Genomic DNA, 16,252 nt, shown 5'->3' with positions numbered 1-16,252 from the left:
TCAGCTGGACACCCTCGCCTTGTGTCCGGCGATGGCGACGATGTCGCCGACGTGCAACTGCCGTCCACGCCGTAGCTCGACTTCGTCGTTCACCCGCACCAGCCCGGAGGCGATAACCGTCTTGGCCTCCGCACCGGATTCGATCAGGTTGGCCAGCTTCAGAAACTGGCCGAGCCGAATAACGTCATCATCGATCGGCACATCGACTGGTTCTGGCATGGGATAAATACTTACTCTCCTGCCCACCCGCGCCGAAAACCGCCCTGACCCACAGCGACCGATGCGCACCCACTCGATCACCGCCCCGGGACTTCGAGTGATCGCCGCACCTGCGACGCGATCACGAGCGGCGAGCACGGAGCCGAACCCCAGGAGCGGTCACGAACACGCCGCGCCGCGGGCACCGCCGACAAAACCCGGCACGAACACGCCGCACGGCAGGCGTGGCAAATTAGATGGCGCAACGTACACACTGGTTCGGTGACATCCTTGCAAGCCCAGCAACACCTCGAGCCCGCACCACCCGCGGATCGCCCTACGCCTCCGGTCCCCCATCGGGGACACGGGCGACTCGCCGAGGTGCCGCACATCGCTGGATTGAGCCTCGGTGTGTTCGCGGTGCTGTGCTTCCTGTGGAGCCTCTCGCCTGGACTGCGCTACCTGACCCAGATACCGCGCCGCTACATCGATGTCTATTACTTCGATGCGCCGGACACCAACTTGATGTGGGCGCTGGTCGTCAGCTTGCTGGCGGGCGCGATCGCCAGCCGCAAACGGATCGCCTGGTGGTTGCTGCTCGGCTATCTCACGCTCTTCGCGCTGTCCAACGGTCTGGACTTCGCCGACAACGGCGATATCAACGCTTTGGTGGCCATGGTGGTCCACCTCGGGGTGATCGGCGTGCTGATCGCGGCGTGGCGGGAGTTCTACACCAAGGTGCGCCGTGGCGCGGGCTGGACGGCGCTCGGTGTGCTGATCGGCGGCTTGACGATCGGTTGCCTGCTCGGCTGGGGGCTGGTGGAGATGTTCCCCGGAAGCCTCCCGCAGGGGCCGCAGCGGGTCGGCTGGGCGGTCTACCGGGTGACCGCGGCGGTGCTGGTGGACAACGAGCACTTCGACGGACACCCACGGCCGTTCGTCAATTTCCTGCTGGGTCTGTTCGGCGCCATCGCGTTGCTGGCAGCGGTCGTCATCCTGTTGCGCTCGCAACGCGCGGCGAACGCGATGACCGGGACCGACGAGTCGGCGATTCGCGGGCTGCTGGAACGCTCGGATGTGGAGGATTCGCTCGGTTATTTCGCGACCCGGCGCGACAAGGCGGTAGTGTTCGCACCGAGCGGCAAGGCGGCGGTGACCTACCGGGTCGAACTGGGTGTCTGTCTGGCCAGCGGCGACCCACTCGGCATCCGCGAGGCATGGCCGCAGGCGATCGATGCCTGGCTGCGCATGGCCGACCAGTTCGGCTGGGCCCCTGCGGTGATGGGCGCGAGTGAACTCGGCGCGACGGCTTATCGGCGGGCTGGCCTTTCCGCGCTGCGGCTGGGCGACGAAGCGATTCTGGACACCAGGAGTTACTCGCTGGCCGGTGCGGAGATGAAGCCGGTGCGTCAAGCCGCTAATCGGTTACGCAAGCACGGCATCACGGTCCGCATTCGCAAGCACCGCGACATCCCGGCCGAGGAGTTCGCTCGGGTCATCGCCCGCGCGGACGCCTGGCGTGACACCGAGACCGAGCGCGGATTCTCGATGGCCCTTGGGCGGCTCGGCGATCCGCTGGACGGCGACTGCTTGCTCGTCGAGGCGGTCAATCCGCAGGACCGGGTGCTCGGCATGCTGTCGCTGGTGCCGTGGGGTCGCACGGGCGCGTCGCTCGAGTTGATGCGGCGCGACCCGCAGAGCCCGAACGGCGTGATGGAGTTGATGATCTCGCAGCTCGCGCTGACCTCCGAGCTGCACGGCATCACGAAGGTGTCGTTGAACTTCGCGGTGTTCCGGTCGGTGTTCGAGGAGGGCGGCCGGATCGGCGCCGGACCGGTCCTGCGGTTGTGGCGTGGTGTGCTGCTGTTCTTCTCCCGCTGGTGGCAGCTGGAGGCGCTGTATCGCTCGAACGTGAAGTACCAGCCGCACTGGGTGCCGCGATTCTTCCTGTTCGAGGAGCGCAGGCAACTGCCTCGCGTGGCGCTGGCCAGTGCGCTGGCCGAGGGATTCCTTCCGCGATTCGGCAAGGCCACCGACACCGTGACGCATACTGGTGTGCACAGCGCGGTGCCCACCAACGTGACGGGCTTGCACAGCGACGGTAGTCCGCCCGACTGCACCGTGATCGAGACCGAGGAACAGCAGCCGCGTAGGCCCGAGCAGGTGCGTGTGCGGATGGACAAACTTGCGCGCCTTACTGATTCCGGTGTCGACGCCTACCCCGTCGCCTATCCTCCGACGCATACCGTCGCCGAAGCGCGGCGGTCCCCGCGCGGCACCACGGTCCGGGTCTGCGGCAGACTGCTGCGCATCCGTGACTACGGCGGCGTGATCTTCGCGGCGGTGCGTGACTGGACCGACGACATCCAACTGGTCATCGATCGCGAGCGGGTCGGCGCCGAACGCAGCGCCGAGTTCGGCGAGTTCTTCGACCTCGGCGACCTGATCGAGGTGAGCGGCCAGATCGGGCGCAGCCGCCGCGGCGAACTGTCGCTACTCGCGGCGGACTGGCGGATGCTCGGCAAGTGCCTACATCCACTGCCGGACAAGTGGAAAGGGCTGTCGGACCCCGAGGCCAGGGTGCGCCAGCGCTACGTCGACATGGCGATCAACACCGAGAGCCGCGAGCTGCTCGCCAAGCGCAGCGCGGTGTTGCGTTCGCTACGCGATTCGTTGAACTCCTGGGGATATCTGGAGGTGGAGACCCCGATCCTGCAGCAGGTGCACGGTGGCGCCAACGCGACGCCATTCCTCACCCATATCAACGCCTACGACCTGGACCTCTACCTGCGGATCGCACCCGAGCTGTACCTGAAGCGGCTGTGCGTCGGCGGTATGGAGAAAGTGTTCGAGCTCGGTCGGACCTTCCGCAACGAGGGCGTCGACTTCAGTCACAACCCCGAGTTCACCATTCTCGAGGCATACGAGGCGCACAGCGACTACGAGCGCATGATGCACACGTGCCGTCAATTGATCCAAAATGCCGCGCTCGCCGCGAACGGTGCGATGGTGGCGTTGCGGCCCACCGAGGACGGCGCCTTCGAGCACGTGGACATCTCCGGTGAATGGCAGGTCAAGACGGTGCACGGTGCGGTATCCGAGGCGATCGGCGCCGATATCACGCCAGATACCGGCGTCGAAGAGCTGCGCGAACTGTGCGAAAAAGTCGAAGTGCCGTACCAGTATGGCTGGGACGCGGGCCAGGTGGTGCTGGAGATGTACGAGCATTTGGTCGAGTCCTGCACCGAGGAGCCGACGTTCTACATCGACTTCCCCACCTCGGTGTCGCCGCTGACCAGGGCGCATCGCAGCATCGCTGGCGTCACCGAGCGATGGGATCTGGTTGCCTGGGGCGTGGAACTCGGCACCGCCTACAGCGAGCTCACCAATCCGGTGGAGCAGCGGCGCAGGCTCACCGAGCAGTCACTACTCGCGGCGAATGGGGACCCGGAGGCGATGGAACTGGACGAGGATTTCCTGCAGGCGCTCGAGCACGCGATGCCGCCCACTGGCGGGCTCGGCATGGGTGTCGATCGTCTCGTCATGCTGATCACCGGCCGCAGTATTCGTGAGACGCTGCCGTTTCCGCTGGTGAAGCCACGTTGAGCGAAATCCGCGGGCGAAGAACTCACATCGACTGAATCGGGCGGCTACGCTTGGACATTCGGCTCCGGGAGGAGGCCGATACGCCGTAAGGGGATTGTGATGTACCTCGACCTGCTGACCAACGCGAGTTTGCTGGATCACAGCGTGTGGGCCAGTCCCGACGTGTGGAGCTCGGCAATGGATCTGGCCGCCAGAAAGAAGAAGGGCAGCAAGGCAGGCCTGATCTTCGGTGCGATCTGCTGCCTGCTCGTCGTCGCGCTGATCGTCGGCGGCATCTATCTGCTGGCCAACCGCAAGAAGAACAACAACCAGTAAGCCGTAGGCGGTACTTGGCCGGGCCGCATGGGATCGACTCGAAACGGCCCCGCGCACTGAGAGAGACGCGACTCACCGCCGCGGTGTCTGGCGGCGGCGTCCACCACAGTGTGGTGCGCTCGACCCCGCCGACTCCTCGAGCAGCAGATCATCGTCGAGGGCGTCGACGTGCGCACTCGCAGCACCGATGTGCGGAGCGTGCCGACCCGGATGGAACCGATCGCGACCGTGCGGCAGAGTGGGCGTGTGCAGTTGATCCTCGTTCGTCATGCCCAGCCGGTCCGAATGCTGACCTCGGAGGGTCCTGCTGACCCCGAACTGGCGCCGGTAGGACTGGAACAGGCGGACCGGGTACCCGCTGTACTGAGTCATCATCGGATCTCCCGAGTGTTGAGCAGCCCGCAGCGGCGGGCGCGCGAGACCGCGGCGCCGACCGCCGCGAAACTCGGGCTCGAGGTCGAGATCGTCGCCGACCTCGCCGAATACGATCGCGACCTGCCCGCCTATATCCCGATCGAAGACGCCAAGGTCGAGTTCCGGGAAGCCTACGACCGGATCAAAGCGGGGTACCTCCCATCGCAGATCGACGGCGAAGCATTCAAGACCCGGGTGTTGGACACGATCACCGAAATCGCGGCGGTCACCGATCCCGCGGACACCGTAGTCGCCTTCGCGCACGGCGGCGTGGTCAACGTGCTGCTCCAAGACGTGCTCGGACTGGAACGGCCGCTGACTTTCCCCATCGACTACTGCTCGATCACCCGCATCCTGTTCTCCCGCACCGGGCGTCGGACGGCGGCGACGGTCAACGAGAACGGCCACGTGTGGGATCTGTTGCCGCGCAACATCGTGGGCGGCGCAGACCGCTGAACGGACGCTCCCAGCCTATTGCCAGTCGCATCGCACCGCGGTCCCAGTCACGGAATCTTCGATGGACTCGTGAGCCGCCACACCTGGTGCTCACGGTTCGAGAGAAAGGAATTTCGTGTTGCGCTCCAAAAACACGACACCGACGCGGCGCCTCGCCCGGGTTACCTTGGCCGGTGCGCTGGTCGCTGTACCACTGGCCGCGCTCGCGGCGACCGCGTCCGCCGAGGCCCCGGTAACCTCCGGCACCGCGGTCGAGGTGCAGGCGGCGCCCATCGATGCTCGGCAGCCGGGCCTCGACTGGCACCACCGGCATCACCGGGGGGACGGCGGCTGGCACCGAGGCCCAGGTCATCACCCTGGCCCGGGTGGTCCTGCCCAGTTCCCGCAGTTTCCGCTGTTGCCGCCGACCGGATCCGGCTAATCCACCCAACTTGCTGGAAAACCGAAGGCCCACCTCCGAGTGTCCTTCCGGAGGTGGGCCTTGGGTCAGTGGTGGATCAGGCCATGCCCGCGATCCAGTTGTGCATCCAGGAGATGGCGGTCTGGCCACCGCCGACCGGGTAGCTGCCGTAGAGCGTGTGCGCTTGCGACTTGTAGAAGCGCTCGAGGTCCTTGGCCCGCTGCTCGTTCGCCGAATCGGTCAGCTGCGCCTGTAGTGCCGGGACACCACCGAAGGCCATCAGGTCGCCGATGATGTTGCCTGCCTCGATCTGGTAGCGCCACAAGTTGGCCGGGTTGGCCTCCGATGTCTGGGCGAGGAAACCGGCGAACCGGGTGACGAAGTCGTCCGTCGCGGTCGCGCAGTAGAGGTCATCGAGTGCGCAGATGGTGCGAGTGCGATCACTGATCCAGCCGAACCCGCCGATGCGCGGGCCACCCGCGCCTGCGCCGGGCGCGGCCGCACCGATCTGGATATCGGTGGGCGAACGGCGCGGGTCGGAGATCAGGCCGACGCCGGCGATCCGGTCCGGCGCCACCACACTGAGGCCGGTGCCGATCTCCGCCGCGAGGTCGCCAGCGGCGTCCGCGCCCTGGCTGTAACCGACGAGCGCGATCTTTGTCGCACCGCACCGCTGCGCCATGTCCGCGATCAGACCGCGCGCGTTGTCGACGGCCTCTTTCTTCGAGTTGCCGTAAACCTCACCTTCCCAAGGGAAGGCGGTCGCGGCGTAGGTCACGTAATCGACGTCCGCGGAGGAAGGCAGACCTCTGGTCACGCCGGCCAACATGCCGGGACCCGGCGACTTGTCGTGCCCGGTCTCCCAGGTGCCCGGAATCGCCACTACATATAGGCTCGGGCATCCGGGGGCCGCATTGACCGAACCGCTGCCGAAAACCATGCCGGACATCATTGCCGCGGAGGCACCGAGACCCGCGACGACCTTCTTCCACTGCATACCGCTCCAGTCCAAACTTCGCCCTCGTTGAACGTCCCGCCGAGTTGCCGCGTCAATGCTGTACGCGACGGATGTCTTTCCAGTGCACGCCGGGTGAACAGAGCCACCCAAACCGGTATGACGTGCACTTCAAAACCACATCGAAAACTCAGTGGCACGCCGAAGATCACAATAAGGCCACAACCGCCGCGATGCCATTCGAACACACCGACTCGTCGAAGTCCCTGGGGTCCGGCCATCCCTCGACCACGCCGTCACGGTCGCGGCATGACATGAATCACGTTCGAACGAGATCGTTCGGCGCGCGATTCGTTTACACCAACAAAGGCGCCTGTGGACAAACTGTCCACAGGCGCCTTTGTTTCCGCTCCGGTAAGAGAGGTCTAGCGCTGGGCGACCATGGTAGGCGTGATCGGCGACGGGAGGGCGGTCTCGCCTTCCAGGTACCGGTCGACGCCCGCGGCCGCGGCGCGGCCTTCCGCGATGGCCCAGACGATGAGGGACTGGCCGCGACCGATATCGCCCGCGACGAAGACGCCGGGGATGTTGGTCGCCCAGTTCTTGTCGCGCTGGACATTGCCGCGCTGATCGTAGCCGACGCCGAGATCGGTGAGCAGGCCCGGCTTATCCGGGCCGACAAAGCCCATCGCCAACAGAACCAGATCGGCCTCGAGGGTGAAGTCGGTGCCTTCAACCTTCTCGAAGCGGCCGTTGACCATCGTGACCTCGTGTGCTTCCAGGCCGGCCACCTTGCCGTCCTTGCCGACGAACCGCTCGGTGTTCACCGAGAACACCCGCTCACCGCCCTCCTCATGCGCCGAGGAGACCCGATATATCAGCGGGTACGTCGGCCACGGGGTCGAGGCGGCGCGCTCCTGCGGCGGACGCGGCATGATCTCGAACTGGTGGATGCTCTCGGCGCCTTGGCGGTGCGAGGTGCCAAGGCAGTCCGCGCCGGTGTCGCCACCGCCGATGATGACGACCTTTTTTCCTTTCGCGTGTACGGGTGGCAGCCCGTCGGCATCGGTGACCTCATCGCCGAGCTGCACCCGGTTGGCCCACGGCAGGAACTCCATCGCCTGATGGATGCCGTCCAGGTCGCGACCCGGGATCGGCAGATCACGCGCCAGGGTGGCGCCGCCGGCCAGCACGATCGCGTCGAATTGCTCGCGCAACTGCTCGGCGGTGATGTCCATGCCGACATTGACACCGGTCTTGAAGATAGTGCCCTCGGCCTTCATCTGCGCGACCCGACGATCGATGAAGCGCTTCTCCATCTTGAATTCCGGGATCCCGTAGCGGAGCAGACCACCGATACGGTCGGCCCGCTCGAAGACGGTCACGGTGTGCCCGGCGCGGGTCAGCTGCTGCGCGGCGGCCAGACCGGCCGGTCCGGAACCAACGATGGCGACCTTCTTGCCGGTGAGGCGGGTCGGGTAGACCGGAGTCACCCACCCTTCGTTGAAGGCATTCTCGATGATCTCGATCTCGACTTGCTTGATCGTGACCGGATCCTGATTGATGCCGAGCACACAGGACGCCTCACACGGGGCGGGGCACAGCCGCCCGGTGAACTCCGGGAAGTTGTTGGTCGCGTGCAGACGGTCGATACCCTCCCGCCAGCGATCCTTGTAGACCAGGTCGTTCCACTCGGGAATCAGGTTCCCCAGCGGACAGCCGTTGTGACAGAACGGGATACCGCAGTCCATACACCGACTCGCCTGGTTCTGCAGGGTCTGATGGGAGAAATTCTCCTCATAGACCTCTCGCCAGTCCATCAGACGCAACGGCACCGGCCGCCGCTTGGGAAGCTCCCGTGCGGTGTGCTTCAGAAATCCCTGGGGGTCAGCCACGTGCGGCCTCCGAACTCTCGCCTCTCAACATCGAACTCAGCTCTCGAACGCGTGTCACGTCAGCCACGGGCCGCCTCCATGATCGCCTCATCCACGTCCTTGCCGCTCTTCTCGGCTTCGGAGATGGCGAGCAAAACCTTCTTGTATTCGCGCGGCATGACCTTGACGAAGTGGTTCACCTGCTGCGACCAATCGCTGAGAATGCGATCGGCGACAGCGGAACCCGTCTGGTCCCGGTGCTGGGTGATGATGTCGCGCAGCCAGGTGAAATCGTCACCGGACAGCTGCTCGATCGCGTCGGCCTGCTCGGGATTGAGTTTTGCCTCGAAGGTGCTGTGCGGGTCGAAGACGAACGCGACACCACCGGACATCCCGGCGCCGAAGTTGCGGCCGGTCTCGCCGAGAATGACCACCCGACCACCGGTCATGTACTCACAACCGTGGTCACCGACGCCCTCGACGACTGCGGTGGCGCCGGAGTTGCGCACCGCGAACCGCTCGCCGACCACACCGCCGAGGAACGCCTCTCCACTGGTAGCGCCGAACAGGATCACGTTGCCCGCGATGATGTTCTGCTCCGCGCGGAACTCCGCGGGCGCGTTCAGCGACGGACGCACCACAAGGTGGCCGCCGGACAGACCCTTGCCGACATAGTCGTTCGCGTCACCCTGCACCCGCAACGTGATGCCCGCGGGCACGAAGGCACCGAAGCTGTTACCCGCCGAGCCGGTGAAGGTGATGTCGATGGTGTCGTCCGGCAAGCCGGCGCCGCCGTAGAGTTTGGTCACCTCGTGGCCGAGCATGGTGCCGACGGTGCGATTCACGTTCGTGATCTTGGTCTCGAACTTCACCGTCCGACCGCGGTCGAGCGCGTCGCGACTCTGCGAGATCAGCTGCTGGTCCAGCGCCTTGTCCAGGGCGTGGTCCTGCGGCTTGGTGCACCGAAGATCCTGGTACATGAATGCCGTCTCGACGTTGTCGAGGATCGGCGACAGGTCCAGTTTGCTCGCCTTCCAGTGTTGCTTGGCTCGGTTGGTGTCGAGCAGGTCGACCCGGCCGATGGCCTCGTCCAACGTGCGGAAGCCGAGTTGCGCCAGCAATTCCCTGACTTCTTCGGCGATGAACAGGAAGAAGTTCTCGACGAATTCCGGCTTACCGGTGAAGCGGTCCCGCAGCACCGGGTTCTGCGTCGCGACTCCGACGGGGCAGGTGTCCAGGTGGCAGACACGCATCATGATACAGCCCGAGACCACCAGCGGCGCGGTCGCGAAACCGTACTCCTCGGCACCGAGCAGCGCCGCGATCATCACGTCGCGACCAGTCTTCATCTGGCCGTCGACCTGCACCACGATGCGGTCGCGAAGACCGTTGAGCAGCAATGTCTGCTGGGTCTCGGCCAAGCCGAGCTCCCAGGGACCGCCCGCGTGCTTCAGCGAGGTCAGCGGCGACGCACCGGTGCCGCCATCGTGGCCCGAGATCAACACGACGTCGGCGTGCGCCTTCGAGACGCCCGCGGCGACGGTGCCGACACCCGGTTCCGCGACCAGCTTCACATGAATCCGCGCCTGCGGGTTCGCGTTCTTCAGGTCGTGGATCAGCTGCGCCAGATCCTCGATCGAGTAGATGTCGTGGTGCGGCGGTGGCGAGATCAGGCCGACGCCCGGCGTCGAGTGCCGCACCTCGGCGACCCACGGGTACACCTTGTGCGCGGGAAGCTGGCCGCCCTCACCGGGCTTCGCCCCTTGCGCCATCTTGATCTGGATGTCGGTGCAGTTGGTCAGGTAGTGCGCGGTCACGCCGAAGCGGCCGGAGGCCACCTGCTTGACCGCACTGCGCCGCCAGTCGCCGTTCTCCTCCGGCTCGAAGCGCGCGGGCGATTCACCGCCCTCGCCCGAGTTCGACCGTCCGCCGAGACGGTTCATCGCGATCGCGAGGGTCTCGTGCGCTTCGGCCGAGATGGAGCCGTAACTCATCGCGCCGGTGGAGAACCGCTTGACGATTTCGGAGGCGGGCTCGACTTCGTCGATCGAAATCGGGGTGCGCGCCTTGCTCTTGAATTTGAAGAGCCCGCGCAGCGCGGCGAGCCGCTCGGACTGATCGTCGACCAGTTTGGTGTACTCCTTGAAGATCGAGTACTGGCCCGACCGGGTGGCGTGTTGCAGTTTGAATACCGTATCCGGATTGAACAGGTGGTATTCGCCCTCGCGTCGCCATTGGTATTCACCGCCGACCTCGAGCTCGCGGTGCGCGCGCTCGTTGCGGTTCTCCAGGAAAGCGATCTCGTGCCGCGCGGCGACGTCGGCAGCGATGTCGTCGAGATCGATGCCGTCCAGATGCGAGCGCAGGCCGGTGAAGTACTCGTCCACCAGGTCCTGCGACAGACCGATCACCTGGAACAGCTGGGCACCGTTGTAGGAGGCCAGAGTCGAGATGCCCATCTTGGACATCACTTTCAGTACGCCCTTGCCCGCCGCCTTGTTGTAGTTCGCGACCGCCTTGCGGTAGTCGGCGCGCAGATCGTCGGAACTGCACTGCTGCCCGCCGGTGCTGCCCGGCAGTTCGAGCGCGCCGCGCTCGAGCATGTCCTCGATGGTCTCGAAGGCCATGTACGGGTTGATCGCGGCCGCTCCGAAGCCGACCAGGGTCGCCATATGGTGCACCTCGCGGGCGTCACCGGCCTCCACGACCAGGCCGACCTTGGTGCGGGTGCGCTCACGCACCAGATGGTGGTGCACCGACGAGGTCAGCAACAGCGAGGGGATGGGCGCGAGCTTCTCGTTGGATTCGCGGTCGGACAGCACGATGATCCGCGCTCCGCCGTCGATGGCGGCCGACACCTGGATGTTGATCGCCTCGAGCGCCTTGCGCAGGCCCTTGCCGCCCTTTCGGACCGGATACAGTCCGCGCATCACGACCGAGCGCAACTCGGGGTGCGAGCCGTCGTCGTTGATGTGCACGAGCTTGGCCAGCTCGTCGTTGTCCAGGATCGGACCCTCCAGCGCGATCTGATGACAGGATTCCGGACCGGGGTGCAGCAGATCGGCCTCCGGGCCGATGTTGCGCTTCAGGCTGGTCACGACCTCTTCCCGGATCGCGTCCAACGGCGGGTTGGTGACCTGCGCGAACAGCTGGGAGAAGTAGTCGAACAACAGGCGCGGGCGGGCGGACAGCACCGCGATCGGGGTGTCGGTGCCCATCGAACCGAGCGCCTCACCTCCGGTCTTGGCCATCGGCGAGATCAGTAGGTTCAGCTCCTCGGTGGTGTAACCGAAGATCTGCTGACGGATCAGTACGCGGTCGTGCGACATGTGCACATGCGGACGGTCGGGCAGGTCGGCCAGCCTGGAGACGCCCGCGTCCAGCCATTGCTGGTACGGCTGCTCGGCGGCGAGTGCCGTCTTGATCTCCTCATCGCCGACGATCCGGCCCTGCGCGGTGTCCACGAGGAACATCCGGCCCGGCTGTAACCGGGCCTTCTTGACCACCTTGGACGGGTCGATGTCCAGTACACCGACTTCGGAGGCCATCACGACCAGACCGTCATCGGTCACCCAGATGCGACTGGGACGCAGACCATTGCGGTCGAGGACCGCGCCGACAACGGTGCCGTCGGTGAAGCACACCGATGCCGGGCCGTCCCACGGCTCCATCAGCATCGAGTGGTACTCGTAAAAGGCCCGCCGCTGCTGGTCCATGGTGTCGTTGCGTTCCCACGCCTCGGGAATCATCATCAGCACGGCGTGGGGCAAGCTGCGGCCACCGAGATGCAGCAGTTCCAGTACCTCGTCGAAACGGGCGGTATCGCTCGCTCCCGGGGTGCAGACGGGGAAAATCTTCTCCAGCCGGTTCTTGCCCGCGGAGTCGATCCCGAAGACGTCGCTGTTCAGCAGCGCTTCCCTGGCGCGCATCCAGTTCTCGTTGCCGGTGACGGTGTTGATCTCACCGTTGTGCGCGATGCGGCGGAACGGGTGCGCCAACGGCCACGACGGGAAGGTATTGGTGGAGAACCGGGAGTGCACGATACCCAGGGCGCTCTCCACCCGGGAATCCTGCAGGTCCAGATAAAACGCGCGCAGTTGTGGCGTGGTGAACATGCCCTTGTAGACGAAGGTCTGCCCGGACAAACTCGGGAAGTACACCGACTCCTTGCCGACCGGTCCCTCACCAGCACCGGCCGACCCGAGTTCGTGCTCGACCCGTTTGCGTACGACATAGGCGCGACGCTCCAGATCCATCCCCGTCAACGGCTCGGCAGCGCTCGTCGGCGAGGCGATGAAGATCTGTCGGAAGCTCGGCATGGCGTCCCGCGCGAGGGCGCCGAGCGACGATTCGTCGATCGGCACGTCACGCCAGCCGATGACCTCGAGGCCCTCTTCTTTGACGATCTTCTCCACGCCGTAGGCGGCGCGCGCGGCTTCGCGACGAGCCGGCGGCAGGAAAGCGATACCGGAGGCGTAGGAACCTTCCGGCGGCAATGCGAAGTCCACGATGGCGCGGAAGAAGCGGTCCGGAATCTGGATGAGGATGCCCGCACCGTCACCGCTGTTGGGTTCGGCGCCCGCGGCACCACGATGCTCCAGATTCAACAGAGCCGTAATAGCCTTGTCGACGATGTCGCGGCTGCGGCGGCCGTGCATGTCGACGACGAATGCGACGCCGCAGGCGTCGTGCTCGTTCGCCGGGTCGTAGAGCCCGATGGGTCCGGGAGACCCGTGGCCAGGTAGTTGCGTCATGCCTCTGCCTTCAAGAAAGTCGGCCTTCGAAGAAAAACGGCCTTTCGTCGAACGCCTCTGTACAAGCGCCCGTACGTTCCGAAGCCAGCCGCGCTGATGGTCTTCGGCATGCAGTCAGGTCTGCAGTTGTTCCACCCGCTGCTGTGACGTTGGGGTACTCGTCGGTAACGGATCCCTAACAAGATCCTTACCTCAGCAGGTGGCCTTGCCCGCTAGGCTGGGCACCGGCTGGGGCTGTCCGAGCGGGAGATGTAGCCGGTCATTCTGTGTCCGGCGTCAGAGCAAACGATAAGTCAGGTCTGAAGCCCAACCAATTCAGGCTTTCCTAATAACCTGGTCTAGCTGGGCTTCTTCATTGGGTCCTCCACGTGTGCGCGTCGTCCAGTGTAAAGCAGCGAGTACCACGCGATCGATCCCTGTGGCACTCGATGCCAGCTCGAGAACCCTGGCGCGCGGCAGCGCCCAGCACCTCGCAGAAAAGCCGGGAAACCGCCCTCACCTGCATCGGGATAGATTTCCCCGGCCTGCGCGGCGGCAAACCAATCGGCGACGGCTAACTTGGCGCGCCCCCGACAAGATATTTCGAGCAGCGGCGTGACAGGCAGATAATGCGATCCGACCGTCCGGCCTCTTTTGTCCGTTGTGGCATTTAGCACACAATCAGCAAATAACGATGAAGTGGCGTTGGTCACGTCGGGCGCGGAATTGGCCCAGACAGACGGTTCGCGTAGCCGGAGCACCTACGCCGAGCAGAGCGGTACCGCGGCTCGGACCAGCGCGGTGTGGTGCAACGCATCGCTCCGGGCCGCCGTGAATACGCCGAAAACGCTGTGCGCCAGCCGTTCCATGCATCGCGGCCCGGTCAGAGTGTTCCGCTGCGCGGCCAACTGTTCGACGATCTCCTCGTTCATTCGGTCGATCCTCGGCCGGACGGACACCAGATCAGCGGGCGCGTGCGGAACGGCGGCGGGATCGAATCGCCAGCGCGTCATCAGCCCGCGCTGCACCGTCTTGTTCGCCTCGATCTGTCCGGCGAACACCTCCCGAACCCAGTCCACCGGCAGCCCACGCTCCCGGCCCAGCCGGGCCATCGCGTCATAGACCTCGGCCTCGCGGGATGGATCGTCAACGGTCGGCTCGGTATCGCGGGCCGTCGCCGCCGCCCACTTCGCCGCGGCCACGACATCGCCGGTGTCCAGCCGCTCGACCACGAGCGCGATCAGCCGGTCGAGCGACTCATCGTCCGGGGTTGCGTTCGCGATGGCCGGACACAGCACCAGCACCGCGGAGCAGATCACCAGCAAGACTCTGCGCATGTCGAAACCTCCTGGGATCGGCGGCGCGGAACCGAATCATCGCGCCGGAGTAGGCACATTCGGCCACCGCACGACGCGCGATATGCGGCAATCTGTGAGCCTCAACACATCCGACCGCCTCTGCTCGGTGTGTCGGGTCCCAGCCTGCCACGCTGTCACAACAGATCCGTGACAGTTTCGCCGACCCCGGGGAGCGGCCGGGACGTAGAGGATGTGCATTCCGATGACCGTCACCGGCTTGTTCACCTGGCTCGGCGGGGGTCGGGCCAGCGCTATCACCGACCGCCATGAGCGTGCTGGATATGCCCTCGCCGGTGCGGTCGCCGCGCTGTTCGCGACGGTCTCCGGCGCGGTCACCGCCCTCGCTCTCACGTCGACCGAAACCTGGCCGCGCTGGCCCGCCCTCGTCGTGGCCCTCACCGTCGCGGCACTGACCGGTGCCCTCGCGCGGGCGCTCGCGACCGCACGCCAGAGCGGAGGTCCGGATCGACTCGGGATGATCGCGCGGATCGCGATCGCGGTGCTGGCGGGCGGATTGATCGGCGAACTGGCCGCGGTCGTGCTCTTCGGCGCCACCGTCGATCGGATCCTGGACGAAAAGGCCCAACGCTCGGTCGGTTCGGCGGCACAGGTCATCGCGACGCAGGTCGAACTGGACCGGGCGAAGGCCGACCGGACCGCGCTGGAGCAGTCGATCAGCAAAGCGCAAGCCGATATCGACCGCGCGCTGGTGATCGCCCGCTGCGAGTACCGCCCGACCCCGGAGTGCCCGCAGACCAGGATCACCGGCATCCCTGGACGCGGCCCTGCCGCACAGACCGCCGACGGCATACTCGATGACGCCCGCAAGCAACTCGCCGCGGCCCAGAACCGGGTGGACGCGGCCGACCGACGGACTACCGACAAAGAGCGTGCCGTCGCGACCGCACGGACCGCCGCCTTCGACGAGGCCGACCGTGGGCTCGGCGCGCACTGGCAGGCGATGAACGACTACACGGTGCGTGACTCACTCGCGCTGCGCATTTTGACCATCGCCGCGTTCGTCGTGTTCGCCCTGCTGCCGCTGGTGCTGCGCTGGTGGCGAGGTGAGACCTCGTTCGACCGGCACAACATGGCACGCACTGTGCACGACCGCGCCGAGCGCACGGCCGATGCGGCGATCGCGGTGAAACAAGCCGAGGTTCGCACCGAGGCCGAGACCCTGCGCGCCGAACAGCACCTCACCGCCGCCCGCCTGGCCGCGGCGGCCGATGCCGCTATCGACCGGGAACGACAGCGCACCCGGATCATCGCGGCCATCGGCGGCATCGAGATCGGTATCACCGAGCCGCCGAGCCGCCCCGAACTTCCCGCCGCCTCGGCCGATGACCGACAAGTCAGCCCCATACCCGACGAGCGGATCGCGCCGCCGAACCTTCCCGTCCCCAGCAGCGGCACGCGGACGTCTGCCGGGTCCGAGACCGGCGGCCTGGAACTCCCGCTGATCGGCACCGTGCCGTTCACCGACACCGCGGCGCGTTTCCTCCGACCGCTGGTCCCGTCGTTCGTCGCCACCGCGATCGACACCGCGACGCACCCGTTGCGCACCGCGCGGCAGGCATTCGAGGAGGCCGAGGAGATCACCCTCACCCTGCGCCGCACGCACAAGGTCACTGTCGAAGAGCAGGGCTCGCACGGTCAGGCCATAGCCGCTCCGGTCGGCTACCACCTCCGCCAGAAGGCACCCGAAGTCGTTCACGCTCAACGCATCGCCTCGGCGGTCGTCGACGCCGACCACCCCGCTGCGCCCGCCCGCCGGCACTCCTGCCTCCCGCCTACCGGTGCGGCGGGTTACGGGCTGCCTACCGGCGTGCGCGGGAAAGGACTCTTCGACCGTCCGCACTCCGAACCGCCGGATACCCTGTCCCGCGAGCTGCCTACCGGCCGCTGAGGTGGACCGCCCGCGCGAGCGCTGACGGTTAGAC

At 66.1% G+C, this 16,252-nt stretch carries 10 protein-coding genes; 5 read left to right on the top strand and 5 right to left on the bottom strand.

Going from position 1 to position 16,252, the window contains the following annotated elements; all coding sequences use genetic code 11:
• Positions 1–219: an RNA-binding S4 domain-containing protein gene (locus AB0C34_RS08695; RefSeq protein ID WP_357069010.1), complete on the bottom strand. Its 219-nt coding sequence runs from the start codon at positions 217–219 to the stop codon at positions 1–3.
• A gap of 261 nt (positions 220–480) precedes the next feature.
• On the opposite strand from AB0C34_RS08695, the gene lysX reads away from it, so the two are divergent.
• The 4 genes from lysX (at position 481) to AB0C34_RS08675 (ending at position 5,410) form a co-directional block, all read left to right on the top strand.
• Complete coding sequence (gene lysX / locus AB0C34_RS08690; protein WP_357069008.1) at positions 481–3,804, top strand: bifunctional lysylphosphatidylglycerol synthetase/lysine--tRNA ligase LysX; 3,324 nt, start codon at positions 481–483, stop codon at positions 3,802–3,804.
• Between the two features lie 99 nt (positions 3,805–3,903).
• A complete protein-coding gene (locus tag AB0C34_RS08685) occupies positions 3,904–4,119 on the top strand; it encodes a hypothetical protein (protein ID WP_357069006.1) in 216 nt (71 codons plus the stop codon).
• A gap of 246 nt (positions 4,120–4,365) precedes the next feature.
• The gene (locus AB0C34_RS08680) at positions 4,366–4,989 is read left to right on the top strand and encodes a histidine phosphatase family protein (protein WP_357070069.1); all 624 of its coding nucleotides are present in this window, start codon (positions 4,366–4,368) and stop codon (positions 4,987–4,989) included.
• Between the two features lie 115 nt (positions 4,990–5,104).
• Positions 5,105–5,410, top strand: a complete 306-nt coding sequence (locus tag AB0C34_RS08675) for a hypothetical protein (RefSeq protein ID WP_357069004.1) — start codon at positions 5,105–5,107, stop codon at positions 5,408–5,410.
• A 76-nt stretch (positions 5,411–5,486) separates the two neighbouring features.
• Here AB0C34_RS08675 and AB0C34_RS08670 read toward each other — a convergent pair whose 3' ends face one another.
• The 4 genes from AB0C34_RS08670 to aroQ all read right to left on the bottom strand — a co-directional run bounded on the left by AB0C34_RS08670 (position 5,487) and on the right by aroQ (position 14,288).
• Positions 5,487–6,386: a cutinase family protein gene (locus AB0C34_RS08670; RefSeq protein ID WP_357069002.1), complete on the bottom strand. Its 900-nt coding sequence runs from the start codon at positions 6,384–6,386 to the stop codon at positions 5,487–5,489.
• A 383-nt stretch (positions 6,387–6,769) separates the two neighbouring features.
• Positions 6,770–8,239 (bottom strand): glutamate synthase subunit beta, encoded by a 1,470-nt coding sequence (locus AB0C34_RS08665; protein WP_357069000.1) that lies wholly within the window; start codon positions 8,237–8,239, stop codon positions 6,770–6,772.
• 59 nt (positions 8,240–8,298) lie between these two features.
• A complete protein-coding gene (gene gltB, locus AB0C34_RS08660) occupies positions 8,299–12,972 on the bottom strand; it encodes a glutamate synthase large subunit (RefSeq protein ID WP_357068998.1) in 4,674 nt (1,557 codons plus the stop codon).
• Positions 12,973–13,712: 740 nt separating this feature from the next.
• Positions 13,713–14,288, bottom strand: coding sequence for a gamma subclass chorismate mutase AroQ (gene aroQ, locus AB0C34_RS08655; RefSeq protein ID WP_357068996.1), 576 nt, complete (start codon positions 14,286–14,288; stop codon positions 13,713–13,715).
• A 223-nt stretch (positions 14,289–14,511) separates the two neighbouring features.
• Between aroQ and AB0C34_RS08650 the strand changes: the two genes are divergently transcribed.
• Positions 14,512–16,218, top strand: coding sequence for a DUF4407 domain-containing protein (locus tag AB0C34_RS08650; protein ID WP_357068994.1), 1,707 nt, complete (start codon positions 14,512–14,514; stop codon positions 16,216–16,218).
• The last annotated feature ends 34 nt before the right edge of the window (positions 16,219–16,252 follow it).

Source organism: Nocardia sp. NPDC049220 (assembly GCF_040647855.1).
Classification (GTDB): Bacteria; Actinomycetota; Actinomycetes; order Mycobacteriales; family Mycobacteriaceae; genus Nocardia.
Note: the sequence above shows the minus strand (reverse complement) of the source record. Positions and strands in the feature narration are given on the sequence as shown.

Bases quoted from the DNA above. Each gene is read 5' to 3' on its own strand.
- AB0C34_RS08695 (WP_357069010.1), bottom strand. From the start codon at position 219: ATGCCAGAACCAGTCGATGTGCCGATCGATGATGACGTTATTCGGCTC.
- AB0C34_RS08650 (WP_357068994.1), top strand. From the start codon at position 14,512: ATGACCGTCACCGGCTTGTTCACCTGGCTCGGCGGGGGTCGGGCCAGC.
- aroQ (WP_357068996.1), bottom strand. From the start codon at position 14,288: ATGCGCAGAGTCTTGCTGGTGATCTGCTCCGCGGTGCTGGTGCTGTGT.
- AB0C34_RS08670 (WP_357069002.1), bottom strand. From the start codon at position 6,386: ATGCAGTGGAAGAAGGTCGTCGCGGGTCTCGGTGCCTCCGCGGCAATG.
- gltB (WP_357068998.1), bottom strand. From the start codon at position 12,972: ATGACGCAACTACCTGGCCACGGGTCTCCCGGACCCATCGGGCTCTAC.
- AB0C34_RS08685 (WP_357069006.1), top strand. From the start codon at position 3,904: ATGTACCTCGACCTGCTGACCAACGCGAGTTTGCTGGATCACAGCGTG.